Origin of the sequence: Gillisia sp. Hel1_33_143 (assembly GCF_900104765.1) — a bacterium.
GTDB lineage: Bacteria > Bacteroidota > Bacteroidia > Flavobacteriales > Flavobacteriaceae > Gillisia.
The window spans coordinates 1727172-1744545 of sequence record NZ_LT629737.1; the positions used below are offsets into that span (position 1 = coordinate 1727172).

16 protein-coding genes are annotated in these 17374 nt (G+C 34.1%); 15 read left to right on the forward strand and 1 reads right to left on the reverse strand.

Annotation, left to right across the window (positions count from 1 at the left end; all coding sequences use genetic code 11):
- Positions 1–13 precede the first annotated feature (13 nt).
- From BLT84_RS07910 to dnaG, 15 genes are all read left to right on the forward strand, one after another.
- On the forward strand, positions 14–1096 hold the full coding sequence (locus BLT84_RS07910; protein WP_034889837.1) for a bifunctional 3-deoxy-7-phosphoheptulonate synthase/chorismate mutase type II: 1083 nt from the start codon (positions 14–16) through the stop codon (positions 1094–1096).
- A 25-nt stretch (positions 1097–1121) separates the two neighbouring features.
- On the forward strand, positions 1122–2075 hold the full coding sequence (gene rsgA / locus BLT84_RS07915; protein ID WP_034889839.1) for a ribosome small subunit-dependent GTPase A: 954 nt from the start codon (positions 1122–1124) through the stop codon (positions 2073–2075).
- Positions 2072–2524, forward strand: a complete 453-nt coding sequence (gene dtd / locus BLT84_RS07920) for a D-aminoacyl-tRNA deacylase (RefSeq protein WP_091264161.1) — start codon at positions 2072–2074, stop codon at positions 2522–2524. Before rsgA ends, dtd begins: the two co-directional genes overlap by 4 nt.
- Before the next feature lie 57 nt (positions 2525–2581).
- On the forward strand, positions 2582–4486 hold the full coding sequence (locus BLT84_RS07925; protein WP_172822447.1) for a DUF3857 domain-containing protein: 1905 nt from the start codon (positions 2582–2584) through the stop codon (positions 4484–4486).
- A 6-nt stretch (positions 4487–4492) separates the two neighbouring features.
- Positions 4493–6505 carry a DUF3857 domain-containing protein gene (locus BLT84_RS07930; RefSeq protein WP_091264167.1) on the forward strand — a complete coding sequence of 671 codons (2013 nt, stop codon included), beginning with the start codon at positions 4493–4495 and terminating at the stop codon, positions 6503–6505.
- Between the two features lies 1 nt (position 6506).
- The gene (locus BLT84_RS07935) at positions 6507–6833 is read left to right on the forward strand and encodes a nucleotide pyrophosphohydrolase (RefSeq protein WP_034889845.1); all 327 of its coding nucleotides are present in this window, start codon (positions 6507–6509) and stop codon (positions 6831–6833) included.
- Entirely contained in the window at positions 6833–7093 is a 261-nt protein-coding gene (locus tag BLT84_RS07940) for a hypothetical protein (RefSeq protein ID WP_091264171.1), read from the forward strand. Before BLT84_RS07935 ends, BLT84_RS07940 begins: the two co-directional genes overlap by 1 nt.
- Positions 7094–7145: 52 nt before the next feature.
- On the forward strand, positions 7146–8372 hold the full coding sequence (gene aroA, locus BLT84_RS07945; RefSeq protein WP_091264175.1) for a 3-phosphoshikimate 1-carboxyvinyltransferase: 1227 nt from the start codon (positions 7146–7148) through the stop codon (positions 8370–8372).
- 92 nt (positions 8373–8464) lie between these two features.
- Positions 8465–9514 (forward strand): tRNA preQ1(34) S-adenosylmethionine ribosyltransferase-isomerase QueA, encoded by a 1050-nt coding sequence (queA, locus tag BLT84_RS07950; RefSeq protein ID WP_034894182.1) that lies wholly within the window; start codon positions 8465–8467, stop codon positions 9512–9514.
- 173 nt (positions 9515–9687) lie between these two features.
- The gene (rlmN, locus tag BLT84_RS07955) at positions 9688–10731 is read left to right on the forward strand and encodes a 23S rRNA (adenine(2503)-C(2))-methyltransferase RlmN (protein WP_091264179.1); all 1044 of its coding nucleotides are present in this window, start codon (positions 9688–9690) and stop codon (positions 10729–10731) included.
- Between the two features lie 38 nt (positions 10732–10769).
- On the forward strand, positions 10770–11747 hold the full coding sequence (locus BLT84_RS07960) for a polyprenyl synthetase family protein (protein WP_091264182.1): 978 nt from the start codon (positions 10770–10772) through the stop codon (positions 11745–11747).
- 267 nt (positions 11748–12014) lie between these two features.
- Positions 12015–12572 (forward strand): RNA polymerase sigma factor, encoded by a 558-nt coding sequence (locus tag BLT84_RS07965; protein WP_091264185.1) that lies wholly within the window; start codon positions 12015–12017, stop codon positions 12570–12572.
- Positions 12559–13344: a hypothetical protein gene (locus tag BLT84_RS07970; protein ID WP_091264187.1), complete on the forward strand. Its 786-nt coding sequence runs from the start codon at positions 12559–12561 to the stop codon at positions 13342–13344. Before BLT84_RS07965 ends, BLT84_RS07970 begins: the two co-directional genes overlap by 14 nt.
- A 126-nt stretch (positions 13345–13470) precedes the next feature.
- The gene (locus tag BLT84_RS07975) at positions 13471–14508 is read left to right on the forward strand and encodes a hypothetical protein (RefSeq protein ID WP_091264190.1); all 1038 of its coding nucleotides are present in this window, start codon (positions 13471–13473) and stop codon (positions 14506–14508) included.
- A gap of 208 nt (positions 14509–14716) precedes the next feature.
- Complete coding sequence (gene dnaG / locus BLT84_RS07980) at positions 14717–16678, forward strand: DNA primase (protein WP_091264194.1); 1962 nt, start codon at positions 14717–14719, stop codon at positions 16676–16678.
- Here dnaG and BLT84_RS07985 read toward each other — a convergent pair.
- Entirely contained in the window at positions 16671–17309 is a 639-nt protein-coding gene (locus BLT84_RS07985; protein ID WP_034889862.1) for a response regulator transcription factor, read from the reverse strand. The genes dnaG and BLT84_RS07985 overlap by 8 nt on opposite strands.
- Between the last annotated feature and the right edge of the window lie 65 nt (positions 17310–17374).

A 17374-nucleotide genomic window follows, 5' to 3' on the forward strand; every position in this document is an offset into this window, starting at 1 on the left:
AAAAATATTGAAAATGGAAAATAAAAAAGAACTTGGAAATTGGTTAAAGAAGTTTGGTCTTGATCACCCGCTAGTAATTGCAGGACCTTGTAGTGCTGAAACGGAAGAGCAGGTAGTAAAGATCGCTCATCAATTAAAAGATAGCGATGTAAGTGTGCTGCGTGCAGGAATTTGGAAACCAAGAACCAGACCCGGAAATTTTGAAGGAGTTGGTGCTTTAGGTTTAAAATGGATGCAAACCGCAAAAGAAGAAACAGGATTGTTAACTACTACAGAAGTAGCGAATCCAAACCATGTAGAACTGGCTTTAAAGCATGATGTAGATATTCTTTGGATTGGGGCAAGAACTACAGTTTCGCCATTTATAGTTCAGGAAATTGCAGATGCTTTAAAAGGAACTGATAAAACAGTCTTGGTTAAAAACCCTGTAAATCCAGATCTGTCGTTATGGTTAGGTGCGGTGGAAAGACTTTATACAGCAGATATCAAGAATCTTGGAGTGATTCATAGAGGATTTTCAGCGTATGAAAAAACAAAATACAGAAACAATCCGGAGTGGCAAATTGCGATAGATCTTCAAAATAAGTTTCCAGATCTACCTTTAATTTTAGATCCATCTCATATTGCAGGTAGAAGAGATCTTATTTTCGATCTATGTCAAACCGCTTTAGATCTTAATTATGATGGGTTGATGGTAGAAACTCATTACGATCCGGATAATGCGTGGAGTGATGCCGCTCAACAAATTACACCGGCTACGTTGGTACAGATCATGAAAGATCTGAAGATTAGAAAAGAAGTAGGCGAGAGCGAAGAATTTCAGAAGAATTTGCAAAATCTTAGAGCTAAGATCGATATTGCAGATAATCAGTTACTAGATGTGATGTCTAAAAGAATGAAAATCTCAGACGAAATTGGAAAGATCAAGAAAACTCAAAATGTGGCAATTTTACAAACTTCAAGATGGAATGAGATTTTAGGAAAAATGATCTTGGAAGGAGAACAGCAAGGTTTAAGTGAAGAATTCATCTTAAAATTGTTCAAAGCTATTCATCAGGAATCTATAAATCATCAGAAAAAAGTAATTAGCGAATAAGCATGGGATTTCGCACCTTTGTAGTATGAAAGGAATAGTTTACAAATCTACCGGAAGTTGGTATCACGTTAAGGCTGAAGATAATAAGGTCTATAGATGTCGTATCAAAGGGAAATTTAGAATGCAAGGCATAAAGAGTACCAATCCGGTAGCTGTTGGCGATAAGGTGGAATTTGATCTGGAAGAAACCGGAGATGATGTTTTTGGAGTTATCAAAACTATAGAAGAAAGGGAGAATTATATTATTAGAAAATCTGTAAATCTTTCTAAGCAAACACACATTATTGCTTCGAATATAGATCAAGCCTTTCTTTTAGTAACGCTAAACAATCCACCTACGTTTACAACTTTTATAGACAGGTTTTTAGTAACCGCAGAGGCATATCATATTAAAACGATCTTGCTTTTTAATAAAATAGATACTTATACGCCGGAAGAGACCGATGAGATAAGATATCTTGCAGCGCTCTACAGAGAAATTGGATATGAGTGTATAGGAATTTCGGCGATGACCGGAAAAAATTTGGATAAGGTTAAAGAGAAAATGATAGGCAAAACCAGTATGTTCTCAGGGCATAGTGGTACCGGTAAATCTACGCTCATCAATGCGTTAGAACCATCATTAGATCTTAAAACCTCTGTAATAAGCACACAACATAAACAAGGGCAACATACCACAACATTTGCAGAAATGTACGATCTTAGTTTTGATGCAAGAATTATTGATACTCCCGGAATTAAAGGTTTTGGGATCGTGGAAATGGAAAATGAAGAATTAGGAAATAATTTTCCTGAATTTTTTGCAGTTAAGCAAAACTGTAAATTCCATAATTGTATTCATGTGGAAGAGCCAAAATGTGCAGTAAAAGATGGTTTGGAGGAGGGGAGCATAGCCTGGTCTAGGTATAAAAGTTATTTGCAGATCATGGCAGGAGAAGATGAGCAGCAATATAGAATAGATAATTATACCGAAGAATGAAGGTAATCTTACAAAGAGTTACTCAAGCTTCGGTTTCTATTGAAAACAAAGTAAAAGCTAGTATAGATCAAGGACTTTTAATTCTGCTAGGAATTGAAAATGAAGATACTTCAGAAGATATTAGCTGGTTATGTAAAAAGATCTTAAACATGCGCATCTTTAATGATGAAAATGAAGTAATGAATTTATCTTTAGATGACATACAGGGAGAAATTCTGCTTATAAGTCAGTTTACCTTGCATGCCAGCACCAAAAAAGGGAATAGACCAAGTTATATAAAGGCTGCTAAGCCAGACGTTGCAATTCCGCTTTACAAGAAGTTTATTCAGGAAATGCAATCACTGCTAGGAAAAGAGATAAGTACAGGAACTTTTGGTGCAGATATGAAAGTTTCATTGTTAAATGATGGTCCGGTTACCATCATCATAGATTCAAAGAATAGAGAATAATTTTGCATATTCTTAATTAAATCTTAATTTTAGCGAAATACTTTTCCTAAAATGCGATTGAAAATTCTATTTATTCTGTTAATAGCAGGATATTCTTCTATTTCCTACGGTCAGGAAAAAGATCTGGCTATATCAAAAATTCCATTTCAACTTTTACTCAATGTAAATTCTGTTGTTAGAAATGAAGAGCTACTTATAGAGGTAGAAGATGTAGATAAAATGAGCATCATTACCAAAAAAGTGATCACCGTTTTAAATGCCAATGGAGATGATTCTGCTATTGCTTATCAATATTACGATGATAATATTAAGATCAGAAAGCAGTTCCTTAAAGTTTATAATGCTACAGGTAATGAGATTAAAGAGTATAAGCAGCGAGATTTTAAGGATGTAAGCGGCGTTAGTACCAATGACCTATTTTCAGATAACAGGATTAGTTATTTAGATTATACACCTACTGAATATCCATACACTATAGAATATTATTGTGAGATAAAATCTGGAAATACGGCCTTTATTAGATCTTGGATGCCGGTAAAGCGTTATGCCCAAAGTGTTGAGGAATCTAATTATATTCTGAATAACCCGAAGTTAATAGGCTTAAGGGTTATAAAAAATAATATGAGCAATCGTATCTCCAATTCTGGAGATGATTTTAATTTGAAGTATAAAGCAGAAAATTTACCTGCATATAATTATGAGAATTTAAGTCCGCCTTTAGAAACCTATACTCCTTATGTGAAAGTCGCTTTAGATAAATTCTCTCTGGTGGGTGTAGAGGGAGAAGCAACTACCTGGAAAGATTTTGGAAAATGGCAATATGAGCATTTGCTAAAAGGTAGAGACGTCTTGCCTGCTAAAACCGTGCAGGATCTGGAAGTGCTTACAAAAGGAATTTCAGATACTCTTGAGAAAGCAAGATTGATCTATGAGTATGCTCAGAATAAAACCAGATACATAAGTATACAACTTGGAATTGGCGGATGGATGCCTATGCTGGCTTCTGATGTTGATAATCTTGGTTATGGAGATTGTAAAGCGCTTACCAATTACACCAAATCTTTATTGGAGAGTCAAGGAATATCTTCTAACTATGCCATAGTATTTGCCGGAGATGAGAAAGAGAGTATAGATAAGGATATAGTTTCTATGCAGGGAAATCATGTAATTCTTAACGTACCTCAACAAGGAGAAGAAGTGTGGTTGGAATGTACAAGTCAGACTCATCCCTTCAATTATTTAGGGGATTTTACAGATAATCGAGATGTTCTGTTAGTAAAACCAAATGGAGGAGAAATTGTAACTACCAAAAAGTATAAGGCTTCAGAGAATGTTATTCATACTACTACTCATCTAGAGCTAGGTTCAGATAGAAGTTTTAAGGCTGAAGGTAAGAGAAGTTCTAAAGGAATTGAATATGGTAATATATATCCCATTGCAAAGATCGATGAGCAAAAGCAAAAAACATATTACAAGAATGTGCTGGGACATATAAATTATCTTGAACTTGAGAATATAGTACATACCAATAATAAACGGGCTCAAAATTTTGAAGAAACTCTTACATTTTCCGGTGCTAACTTTGGCACCACTGCAGGTTCAAGGATCTTAATCCCTCTAAATATCTTTAAAATTGAAGGAGAAGATGTTCCCCGCTACAAACCGAGAAAATTGGATCTAGAAATATTAAGAGGTAAAACAGTGATAGATGAGCTTATCATTAGCATTCCAGAAAATTATACTATTGAAACCCTACCTAAAGCTATAGATATTAATAATCAATTTGGGAGCTACAACTTTCAGGTTAGTGCTATAGCAGATAAAGAATTTAAGGTTACCAGAAAATATGTTTTAAACGATGGACTTTGGAAAAAAGAAGAATACACTGCCTTTCGTAATTTCATGAATCAGATAAATCTATTGAATAATCAAAAGGCTGTAATAGCTATTATAAATCAATAAATAATTATGAAAAAATTCTACTTGGGTTGTTTACTTATTCTATTTGTATTTAATGTGAATGCACAGAATTATAAATACGGCAAAGTTTCTAAAAAAGAAGTTGCTGCTACTTCTTATGAGAAAGATTCTTCTGCAAATGCCGCGGTGTTATATAGAGAACAACATATCTATTATGATTATTCCAAGGCAGAGGGTTTTCAAGTAATAGAAGAAGTTTTTGAACGTGTTAAGATCTACAATAAAGAGGGATTTGACTGGGCAACAAGAAATATAGATTATTATGTTTCCGGGAATAATAAAGAAAGTATTTCCAGCCTAAAGGGAGAAACATATAATATAGAAAATGGTAAATTAACCTCTGTAAAATTAGATAAAGATGCCATTTTTGAAGAAGAGGTAAATAAATATAGAGAGCGTATAAAATTTACGATGCCGGCGGTAAAGGCAGGTAGCGTTATAGAATTTAAATACATTAGAACTTCGCCATTTATAACATCTATAGATGATATTCCACTTCAATACACCATTCCTATTAAAAACTTAGACTTCCAGATAGCGATTCCAGAATATTATACGTTTAATACTCACTTTAATCCAAGAAGTACGTTAAGATATGATCTAACCAGCCATACCGGTAGATCTAGTTATAATATTAGTAGTGTTTCCAGGTCTGGTGGTTATGTTCAGAAGAGTAATGCCACTGTACAGAAATTAGAATTTTCAAAAACAATCTATGAGATAAATCAAGAGGAAATTCCGGCATTAAAAAGTGAACCTTATATAGATTACCTGCGTAATTATGCAGGGTTTTTAAAGATGGAGCTGGTATTTATTAAATACCCAAATTCTAATATTGAGAACTATGCTCTAACCTGGGAAAATGTTGCAGAAAAGATCCAATCTCATCCAGAATTTGGAGATCAGCTAGAGAAATCCAGATATTTTGAAGATGATCTTGATGCTGTTTTGGTTGGTAAATCTGGAGTAGAAGATAAAATTAGCGCAATTCTTGAATTTGTTAAATCTAAGGTGAAGTGGAATGATTACTTAGGGTATTATACAGACGAGGGTGTAAAAGAAGCATATAAAGAAGGTTCTGGAAATTCTGCGGATATCAACTTAATGCTTACCGCTATGCTTAAATATGCTGGATTAGACGCAAACCCGGTTTTGATAAGTACTAAAAGCAATGGAATTCCTGTGTTTCCTACCAGAAATGGTTTCAATTATGTAGTGGCTTCTGTAAAATATAATAACAAAACTACCTTGATAGATGCTACAGATAAAAATGCTTTGCCTAATATTTTACCGGAACATGCTCAAAACTGGTTAGGGAGATTAGTAAGAACAGATGGATCTTCAGAATTAATAGAGTTAATGAATTTAGGGGTTTCTGAAACTAAGAAGATCTTAAAGATTAAGTTTGAGGATGCTCTTTCTATTAATGGCAGTTTTACTCAAATTGCTAGCGGGTATTCAGCTAAAGAATTTAGAGATGAGCATGAGAATATGAGCGAAGAGAATTTAATAAAAGAATTGGAAGAGGGAAAAGGAAACATTGAGATTCTGGATGTAAAGTTAAAAAATGATGATAGTAATTATGCTGAGGTTACAGAGATCTTCAATTTTAAACTTAAAAACGGAGTAGAAAAGATAAGTGACAATGTGTACATAAAACCTATGTTCTTTATGGCGCAAAGCACAAATCCGTTTAAAGCTGATGAGAGAAAACTTCCTATATTCTTTAAGTACCCATCTACAGAATCTAAAACGGTTTATATGCAAATTCCCGATAATTACAAGGTAGAATCTTTGCCGGAAAGTAAAATGTTTGATCTAAACGAAGGTCAAGGAAGTTATAAATTCATAATTTTGCAAAGTGGAAATTTTATCAAGGTCACTTCTGAATTAAAAATGAATAACATTGTGTACACGCCAGATGATTACCAGAATTTGAAGAGGTTTTATGATGGTATGGTAGCATTAAATTCTGAAGCGATTGTACTAACCAAAATATAATATGGAAATTAAGAACGCACAGCTAGAAGTAGATAATTGGATAAAGGAGCACGGGGTGCGCTATTTTAATGAACTTACAAATATGGCACAGCTTACAGAAGAAGTAGGTGAGGTGGCCAGAATTATAGCTCGCAGATATGGGGAGCAAAGTGAGAAAGAAAGCGATAAGAATAAAGATCTTGGAGAAGAACTGGCAGATGTAATGTTTGTAGTGTTGTGTCTTGCAAATCAAACAGGAATAGATCTTCAGGAAGCATTTGATAAAAAGTTAGATCTCAAGACCAAAAGAGATCATGATCGCCATCAGAACAATCAAAAACTGAAATAATGCTTTTTCAAAAGATCTTTAAGCTAAAAGCTTTTTGGAAATCTGTTCTCGTGTTGGGAATGGGTTTCGTTATAGTATATAATCTTTTTACCATGTTCATAGAGTTCGGAGGATTCGATTTCTCCGGATTTTATGATAAAAAATTAGCAGATGGGAAATGGATTAGATTTGTGCTGGCTTCTATATTTTCTGCTTTTGTCTATGGTTTGATAATAGCCTATGGAAAATTTTATATGAAGTTAAAAAATGGTGAAAATTAAAATTGACAGCATTAAATTCACTTAATTTGCCTGCTTAATATTCTTTTAAGCTATGACCATTCAATTACCACAGTCTTCTTTAAACATCTCGTCATCATTGAAAATCACTGGTTCTAAAAGTGAATCTAATCGAGGGTTGATCTTGCAGGCACTATTCCCGGAAATTACATTAGAAAATCTTTCTAATAGTGATGATACTATGGTTCTACAAAAAGCTTTAAAGCTTGTAAATGGAGTGGTAGATATACATCATGCTGGTACAGCAATGAGATTCTTAACTGCCTATTTTGCTGCGAAACCAGGATGTGATGTGGTGCTTACCGGTAGTAAAAGAATGCAGGAGCGGCCAATTAGATTATTGGTAGAAGCCTTGCAAAGTATGGGAGCGGAGATCTCCTATAATCATGAAGAAGGATATCCTCCTATAAATATTAAGGGGAGTAATCTGCAGAGACGTAGTGTAAATTTACAGGCTAATATTAGCAGTCAGTATATTTCTGCAATAATGCTAATAGCTGCCTCACTTCCAAGTGGAATAGAGATCAATCTAATAGGGCCAGTTACTTCTGTACCTTATATTAATATGACGTTAGATCTTCTTAAATTAGTTGGAATTAAAGGAGAATTCAATAAGAACAGAATTAACATAGAGCCATGTTCTAAGTTATCCCCCGTAACTGTAAATATTGAATCTGATTGGAGCTCTGCATCCTATTTTTATGCTATGATGGCTATCTCTAAAGATGCCGAAATTAGATTGTCTAATTATAGAGCGTCCAGCTTGCAAGGAGATTCTTGTATTGCAAAGATCTATGCTCAATTTGGGGTAGAAACAGAGTATCTGGAAGATGAAATAATCCTCAGAAAGATCCCGCATAGCAAACCTCTTAGAATTTATGAGAATTTAGTTAATGCTCCAGATATAGCTCAAACCATTGCCGTTACTTGTTTGGCGTTAGGGATAGAGTGCGAACTTACAGGGCTTCATACCTTAAAGATCAAAGAAACAGATAGGTTGGTGGCTCTAAAGAACGAGATGGAGAAACTAGGCGCAACGGTAGAAATTGGAGAAGACCGATTGATACTATCTTCTCAAAGCAATTTAAAGGAAAATGTGGCTATAGAAACTTATAATGATCATAGAATGGCTATGGCTTTTGCACCACTTGCTTTAAAAGTACCAATTACAATAAACAATGCAGATGTAGTATCAAAATCGTACCCTGGATTTTGGAATGATCTTCAAAATATTGGTTTCAATTGTGTGGAAGGCGCTTAAACATAGAGATTTCCTAAATAAATAGCCATTTGCTTGACAACCCCTATGTTGAGGTTGTATATTTGCAGCCTTTAAAAAATGTAACTATGGGAATGAAACTTTCACAATTCAATTTTGAACTTCCAAAAGAACTTTTGGCGGAATACCCTGCAGAGAACAGGGATGAAGCTAGATTGATGGTTCTTAACAGGAAAGAACAAACAATTGAACATAAACAATTCAAAGATCTAATAGATTATTTTGAGCCAGAAGATGTGATGGTTCTTAACAATACGAAGGTTTTTCCTGCTCGTCTTTATGGAAATAAAGAAAAAACAGGCGCAAGAATCGAGGTTTTTTTATTGAGAGAGTTAAATGCTGAAACGAAACTTTGGGATGTTTTGGTAGATCCTGCAAGAAAGATAAGAATTGGTAACAAGCTTTACTTTGGTGACGATGAAAGTTTGGTTGCGGAAGTTATAGATAATACTACTTCAAGAGGTAGAACCCTACGTTTTTTATATGATGGTTCTTACGAAGAGTTTAGAAAAAAATTACAAGACCTAGGAGAAACTCCACTTCCTAAATATATTAAAAGAGAAGTGCAACCTGAAGATCAGGAAAGATATCAAACCATTTATGCTAAAAAAGAAGGAGCTGTTGCTGCGCCAACTGCCGGACTTCACTTTTCTAAGCATTTATTAAAAAGATTGGAAATTAAAGGGATAGATTTTGCTGAGGTAACTCTTCATGTTGGTCTTGGAACTTTTAACCCGGTGGAGGTAGAAGATCTTTCTAAACATAAAATGGATAGTGAAGAAGCTTTTATTGAAACTAACGCTACCAATACAATTAACCAAGCAATACAGGATCGTCGCAGAATTTGTGCTGTAGGAACTACGGTAATGAGAGTTTTAGAAAGCGCGGTTTCTTCAAATCATACATTAAATGAATTTAGTGGTTGGACCAATAAATTTATTTTCCCTCCATATGATTTTAGTATTGCAAATTGTATGATCACCAATTTCCATACCCCAAAATCTACTTTAATGATGATGGTGTCTGCTTTTGCTGGTCATGATTTTATGAAAAAAGCATATGCTGAAGCTATTAAAGAAGAGTATAAATTCTATACTTATGGTGATGCCATGTTGATTATCTAATAGCAACTTATAATATTATAAAGTCACGATTTTACAGATTTGAAACTGTAGGATCGTGGCTTTTTTATTTTATAGAGCCAAGTCAAATTTTAATTTGAAGATTTACGATGATTGAAAATACTGAAATTAGGTTCTTTACAGAGAAATCCTAATAATCTTCTTACTTTTGCATCGTGAAAAATGATAAGAAAGATATACGGGCTTTAACCAAACAGCAACTACAGGAATTTTTTGTTTCTCAAGGAGATAAATCATTTCGTGGAACTCAGGTTTACGAGTGGTTGTGGGTGAAGAGTGCCTATAGTTTTGAAGATATGACCAATATCTCCAAGCAAACCAGACAAATGCTGGAAGATAACTTCGTGATCAATCATATTAGGGTAGATCAAATGCAGCGCAGTAGTGATGGTACTATTAAGAATGCTGTAAAATTACACGATAATCTTACGGTTGAATCTGTTCTTATTCCAACTCCTAAAAGAACCACTGCTTGTGTTTCTTCTCAAGTTGGTTGTAGTCTGGATTGTAAATTCTGTGCTACCGCAACTTTAAAGAGAATGCGAAATTTAAATCCTGATGAAATTTACGATCAGGTAGTAGCTATAGATAATGAAAGCAGGTTGTATTTTGATAAGCCACTTTCAAACATTGTATTTATGGGAATGGGAGAGCCTCTCATGAACTATAATAATGTTATGAAGGCAGTAGAGAAGATCACTTCAAAAGAAGGTCTGGGAATGTCTGCTAAGCGAATTACCATATCTACTTCCGGAGTTCCAAAAATGATCAAGAAATTGGCAGATGATGAAGTTAAGATCAAATTGGCAGTTTCTTTACATTCTGCAATAGATGAAGTTAGAACCACCATCATGCCTTTTAATGAAACCTTTCCATTATCAGATCTTAAAGAGGCATTAGAATATTGGTATTCTAAAACCAAAAGTAGAATTACTTATGAGTATATAGTTTGGGAAGGTATCAACGATACCCCAAAAGATGCAGAAGCGTTAGTGAGATTCTGTAAATATGTGCCATGTAAGGTGAATTTAATTGAATATAATCCAATAGACGATGGTGTTTTTCAACAAGCATCTTCTAAAGCTACTCATATGTATGAAGCTATGTTGGAACAAAATGGTATTACAGTTACAGTGAGAAGATCTCGCGGAAAAGATATTGATGCTGCTTGTGGGCAACTTGCTAATAAATCATCGTAACGTTCAAATTTATAATTTTTAGCTATTTTTAAATCCTTATGAAGGTCATCTCTCAAATAAAATTGCCGGTAGAAAAAGAGATGGAGCTTTTTGAAAAGAAGTTCTTTGAGTCCATGTCTTCAAAAGTCGCACTCTTAAATAGAATAACACATTACATTGTAAATAGAAAGGGGAAGCAAATGCGCCCTATGTTCGTGTTTCTGGTAGCTAAAATGGTTTCTGAAGGAAATGTGAACGAGCGTACCTATCGTGGCGCAGCGGTTATTGAATTGATTCACACAGCCACCTTAGTGCACGATGATGTGGTGGACGATTCTAACAGGAGAAGAGGTTTCTTTAGCATCAATGCGCTTTGGAAGAATAAAATCGCAGTCCTAGTTGGAGATTATCTGCTTTCTAAAGGATTACTGCTTTCTATAGATAATAACGATTTTGATTTGCTGAAGATCATTTCTGTGGCTGTAAAGGAGATGAGTGAAGGAGAATTGCTTCAAATTGAAAAAGCCAGAAAGTTAGATATTACAGAAGCGGTGTATTATGATATCATCCGTCAAAAAACAGCAACGCTTATTGCTGCGTGTTGTAGTTTAGGAGCAGCTTCGGTAAAACCGGAATCTTTAGAAATTGCTAAAATGAGAAGATTTGGTGAGTTGATAGGGATGGCATTTCAAATTAAAGATGACCTTTTTGATTATGGAGATGAACAAATAGGAAAACCTACTGGTATCGATATCAAAGAACAAAAAATGACTTTACCTCTTATTTATACCTTAAATAATTCTTCAGCAAAAGATAAGAAGTGGATCATTAATTCTGTGAAGAATCATAATAAAGATAAAAAACGTGTAAAAGAGGTAATAACCTTTGTAAAAACTAGCGGTGGCTTAGATTATGCAGTTAAGCGAATGAAAGAATATCAAAAAGAGGCACTTGCAATCTTAGATGATTATCCAGAATCTCCTTTTAAAGACTCCTTGATCTTAATGGTTAATTACGTAATAGATCGCAAAAAATAATATCTTAATTATTCTGTCCTACCTAGCGGAGTCCAGATGTAATACAGAACTTGTTTTCACCATCTCTTTAGACCCTGAAACATATTTAGATGGCCTATTTTTATCTTTTGTCCCATCGAGCGGAGACGAGATGTTTACTATCATTTTTAGATGATTAGTCTGCGTCAAAAATCAATTTTAAAAACTTTTTTAAAATTTTTCATACCCTCAGGCAACCTTTTGTAATTTAAACTCGTCTTATAAATAGATGGTTTAATTGAAACATTAGTGAAGGTCATTCAACTTTTTAATCAGGAATCTAAATTAATTGCCCGAGCTGCTAAGCAGAATCGGGAAGCTCAACAACGCATCTATGATCTATATAGCGCTAAGATGTTAAGTGTTTGCAGAACGTATATCAAAGATCTTCAGCATGCAGAAGATGTAATGATAAAAGGCTTTCTAAAAGTTTTTACTCACTTAAATGATTTTAAGGAAGAGGGAAGTTTTGAAGGCTGGATAAGAAAGATCATGGTTAGAGAAAGTATCTCTTTTTTAAGAATTCAGAAAAGAATAGAATTTCAAGAAGAGTTTACAGAAGATAGAAGTTTTGATGATGTTAATTCGAATTTTGAGGTAGAGCATATTCAGCAATTAATAGATGAATTGCCAGAAGGTTATAGAGTAGTTTTTGTGATGTATGCTATTGAAGGATATAAACATCAAGAGATCGCAGAAACATTAAACATCACCGTTGGAACCTCAAAATCTCAATTGTTCAAGGCCAGAAAAATGTTACAAGAAAGTTTAAAGACACAAAATAGTATAGGTTATGGGACGCCTTAAGTTTGAAAAAGAGTTTAAAGAAAAGCTGGATCGTAGAGAGATGAAGCCTTCAGAAAATAGTTGGAATAAATTAAGTTCTCAATTAGATTCAGAAGAAAAAACTTCCAAAATAAATGTTTGGTGGTTGGGGATTGCTGCTACTTTTTTAGCAGGTATATTAATTATTGGACTTCAATATAGAAATTCTGCGGTAGAAAGTTCTCCACAAGTGGTAGATGCTCCGGTAGATAACGTAGATACAGAGCAGCATGAGCCGTTAAATGAGAATTCAGAAGAAGTAGAAGTAGTGAATACATCAATAATTAATAAAAATAATATAAGATCTCAAGAGGCAGTTGCTCAAAATTCCTCAACAGCTAAAAGTGCAGGACTTCAAAAATCTGGAGATGCTACTAGAAAAGAAAAGGTCAGAAAAACTGCTTCAAAAGAGGAGGGTATTCAGGTAGCAAGTGTCGCAGAGCCTCAAATTATAACTTCAAAAGAAGATATACTTATATCCAAAAAATTGAGTGAAGTTATCGCTCAGGTTAACAGTATGAATTCTGATGGGAATTCTATTACAGATATTGAGGTAGAGCAATTACTTGTTCGTGCTGCCAGGGAAATAGAAAAAGATCGGAATTACAATTTTTCTGTAGGTAAAATAGATCCGGAAGACCTTTTAAGATCTGTAGAGATAGATATGGAGCATTCTTTTAGAGATAAAGTATTTGATGTGCTTAAAGAGGGGTATTTAAAAGCCAAAACCGCCGTTGCAAATAGGAATTATTAGTTTAAAATTAGTCATAAAAATCTTCTTTCTTAGAAGTAAACAAAAATTCATTCATCAATCAGGTCTGAAACTGTTCCTCCCATATACATTTGGGAGGACAGTGAAAGATTTTAAAAATCAATCATCATGAGAACAATTACAATTTACTTGAGTATTTTATTTATGTCTTTAGCTATGTCTTCTATGCATGCTCAAAACGACAGTATTCCTGCCAAAGCGGAAAGAATTCAGGAACTAAAAGATAAGATCATTAATGAAGAAAAAGATCTGCTAAGAATTGAACTTGAAGGAATCAATTACAGACTGGAAAGAGAGTATATAACTAAAGAAGAAGCAGATAAGCAAAAGGAAGAGGCTGCTAAAACCCATGCGCTTAATATTGAGAACAGGATCGCCATCTTAGAAAATCAGATAGCTTTAAGGCAAAGAGACGGGAATAAAACCTATTTAGCTCTGGAAATTTTTGAAGATGGAAAAGCATTAAATTTAAAGTTCGATGAGGGAGAATCTAAAAGAAAATTTGATAGAAGAACCACCAGCGATCTCGTGATAGCCGTTGGACTTAACAATGCTATTTCAGAAGATAATTCTATAGATGATTCAGATTTTAAAATTGGTGGTAGCCGTTTCTTCGAAATAGGGTGGGCATGGAAGACTAGAGTTTTTCAGAATTCAAATTTTATGCGAGTGAAATACGGAGTTTCTTTTCAGTTTAACGGATTAAAACCTACAGATAATCGAGTATTTGTAGAAAATGGAGAGCTTACTGAATTAGAGGAATTTGAATTTGATCTTAATAAATCCAAATTTAGAACAGATAATCTTGTTTTTCCTCTTCATTTTGAATTTGGTCCTTCTAAGAAAACAGAAACCGAGAATTATTATAGATATTCTACTAATAACAAGTTTAAGATAGGATTGGGAGGATATGCCGGTTTTAACATTGGAGAAAGACAAAAATTAAAGTACAGAGAAGATGGAGATAAGAAGAAAGATAAATTAAAAGGTGATTACAATACCAATGATTTTATTTACGGTCTTAGCGGTTATCTAAGTTTTGGTGGAACTGCCTTATATGTAAAATATGATCTTAATCCATTATTTAAAGATCCGAATATAGACTTGCACAACATATCATTAGGTTTAAGATTTGATATAGATTAAAGTTAGTATTTACTTCTTAACTCTTTGTTTATTAGATAATTGAATAAGGTTAGTTTTATAATTTTATGTTGATTTGGCTTGAGTTTTGATGTAATAATAGTGACAATCTGCTAAGTTGTTAAAGAGAATGGTTTCCGGCATAAGTGGAATCGTTCTCTTTTTTTATTGTTACATTTGACGATTCATAAAAACTTCATTTCCCACTACATTGATATCTAAAAATACCATCGATCAGGTTTTTGAGACCTCTAGAGTTGAAGAGGTGCTGGGTGACTTTGTTCAGCTTAAAAAATCTGGTAGTAATTTTAAAGGTTTAAGTCCGTTTACAGATGAGCGCTCTCCAAGTTTTATGGTCTCTCCTGTAAAACAAATTTGGAAGGATTTCTCTAGTGGAAAAGGAGGTAATGTGGTTGCCTTTCTAATGGAGCACGAACATTTTACCTATCCTGAGGCTATAAAGTATCTGGCTAAAAAATATAATATTGAGATTGAAGAAACCGAGCAGTCTGATGAGCAAAAGCAACAAGCAGATGAACGAGAGAGTATGTATTTGGTTTCAGAATTTGCAAGCACCTATTTTCAGAATACTTTATTAAAAACAGAACAAGGAAAAGCAATTGGTTTAAGCTATTTCAAAGAACGTGGATTTACAGATGAAACCATCAGAAAATTTAAGCTTGGTTACTGTTTAGATGAATGGGATGCATTTACTTCTGAAGCTATTAGAAAAGGATATAAGCTAGATTATCTTGAGAAGACCGGATTATCAATTGTAAAAGGAGAGAAACAATTCGATAGATTTAAAGGAAGAGTAATGTTTCCAATACATTCGATGTCTGGACGGGTGCTTGGATTTGGAGGACGAATTTTAACCAACGATAAGAAAGCTGCCAAATATCTGAACTCTCCGGAAAGTGATATTTACCATAAAAGCAAAGTACTATACGGTATACATTACGCTAAACAAGCTATCGCCAAAGAAGATAATTGCTTTTTGGTAGAAGGATATACAGATGTTATTCAGTTTCATCAGAGCGGTGTGGAGAACACGGTATCCTCTTCTGGAACAGCTCTAACACAGGAGCAGATCAGATTGGTCAATAGGTTAACTAAAAATATTACGGTTCTTTTTGATGGAGATGCTGCAGGAATGAGAGCTTCTATTCGCGGAATAGATCTTATTCTGGAACAGGGAATGAATGTGAGAGTTTGTGTATTTCCTGATGGTGAAGACCCAGATAGCTTTGCAAAGAATCATTCTCAGGCAGAATTAGCAGAATTCTTATCAGAGAACTCCAAAGATTTTATAGAATTTAAAGCATCCTTGTTATATCAGGATGTGAAGAATGATCCTATAAAAAGAGCTAATCTCATACAGGATATGGTCTCTAGTATCGCTAAGATCCCAAATCAGATTCAGCAGGAAGTTTATATTCAGGAATGTTCTAGGATCATGGATATTTCGGAAGATGTACTTTTCTCAACCTTATCTCAGATCCTAGTTAAAGAAGGCAAGGCTACAGCAGCTAAACCTGCAAAAACTAAATCTTTTGAAGTTGTAAAGGAAACAGCTGCAGAAAGAACAAAAGTAGATGAACAATTTGAGCTTGAACGCAAGATCATTAGTTTACTAATGCTTTATGGTACTGTCGAAGAAGAGTTTGAAGATATGATCTGGAAAGAAAATGCCCAAGGAGATCTGGTTTTAGAACCTGTGGTGCACAAGGCGAAAGTTTTCGAGAAGATCTTTTTAGACCTGCAAGAAGATGAGATTGCTTTTACTAATGATCATTTTAAAGAATTGTATACTAAAAGTATCAATCATTTAAATGCAAATGGCTCTTTAAATATGGAGTTGTTTGTAAATGAATTAGATGCAGATCTGTCTTCTGAGGTTACTACCATTTTAATGGAAGAAGAACAATATGTTCTTCACGATTGGGAGCGAATGGATATTATTGTAAAAACAAAAGATACCACGATCTCTAGATTAGTGAACGAAACCATTCTGTCTCTTAGAAGATATCTTATCAATCAAAAGATAAATGAGCTTTCTGCAAGTATTCGGGAGGCTAATGATGCTGAATTTGCCCAGGCAACTATAATCGATATTATGGATTATCAATCATTAAAAATGATCCTTTCCAGTAAATTAAATAGAGTTATGTAACTCTTAATTGAAGCATCCTCGCTTGATTTATAAGATCTGCAAGATTATCTACTTTCAATTTTTTAAGTAATCTGGTTTTATAGGTACTTACCGTTTTTTCGTTGATAGCTAATGCTTCTGCAATGTCTTTATTTCTTTTTCCATTAGAAAGAAGATTTAATACTTCACTCTCTCTGGTAGACAATTTTTTAAATTTTGCAATAAGTCCATTGCTTAAGGTAGCTCCAGAATTTATTTTATCGGTAATGCTCTTGTTAAGATATATTCCACCTCTAGCCACCTGTTGAATGGCTTGTTGCAGATTTTCTGTAGAAACTGTTTTGGATACATATCCTGATGCTCCTGCTTTTATAGCACTTAAGGCATACATCTCTTCAGGATGACAGCTAAATACCAGCATTTTGGTACCTGGATATTCATTCTTGATATTCCTTAAAGCGGTAATGCCGTTTATTTGCGGTAGATCTAACTCCATTACTAAAACATCAGGAATTTGATGTTTTAGAAATTTGAATAATTCATTTCCGCTAGTTACGTTTCCAATGACCTCAAGATTTTCGTTAGTCTTTAGAAGTGCTGTAATTCCTTCTTTAGTGATTGGATGATGATCTGCAATTAAAACTGTACTCATATGAAATGCTTAGCACTAAAATTAACAGTACGTGGGGGTTGCAATTTAGCTGGTTAGTAATGTAT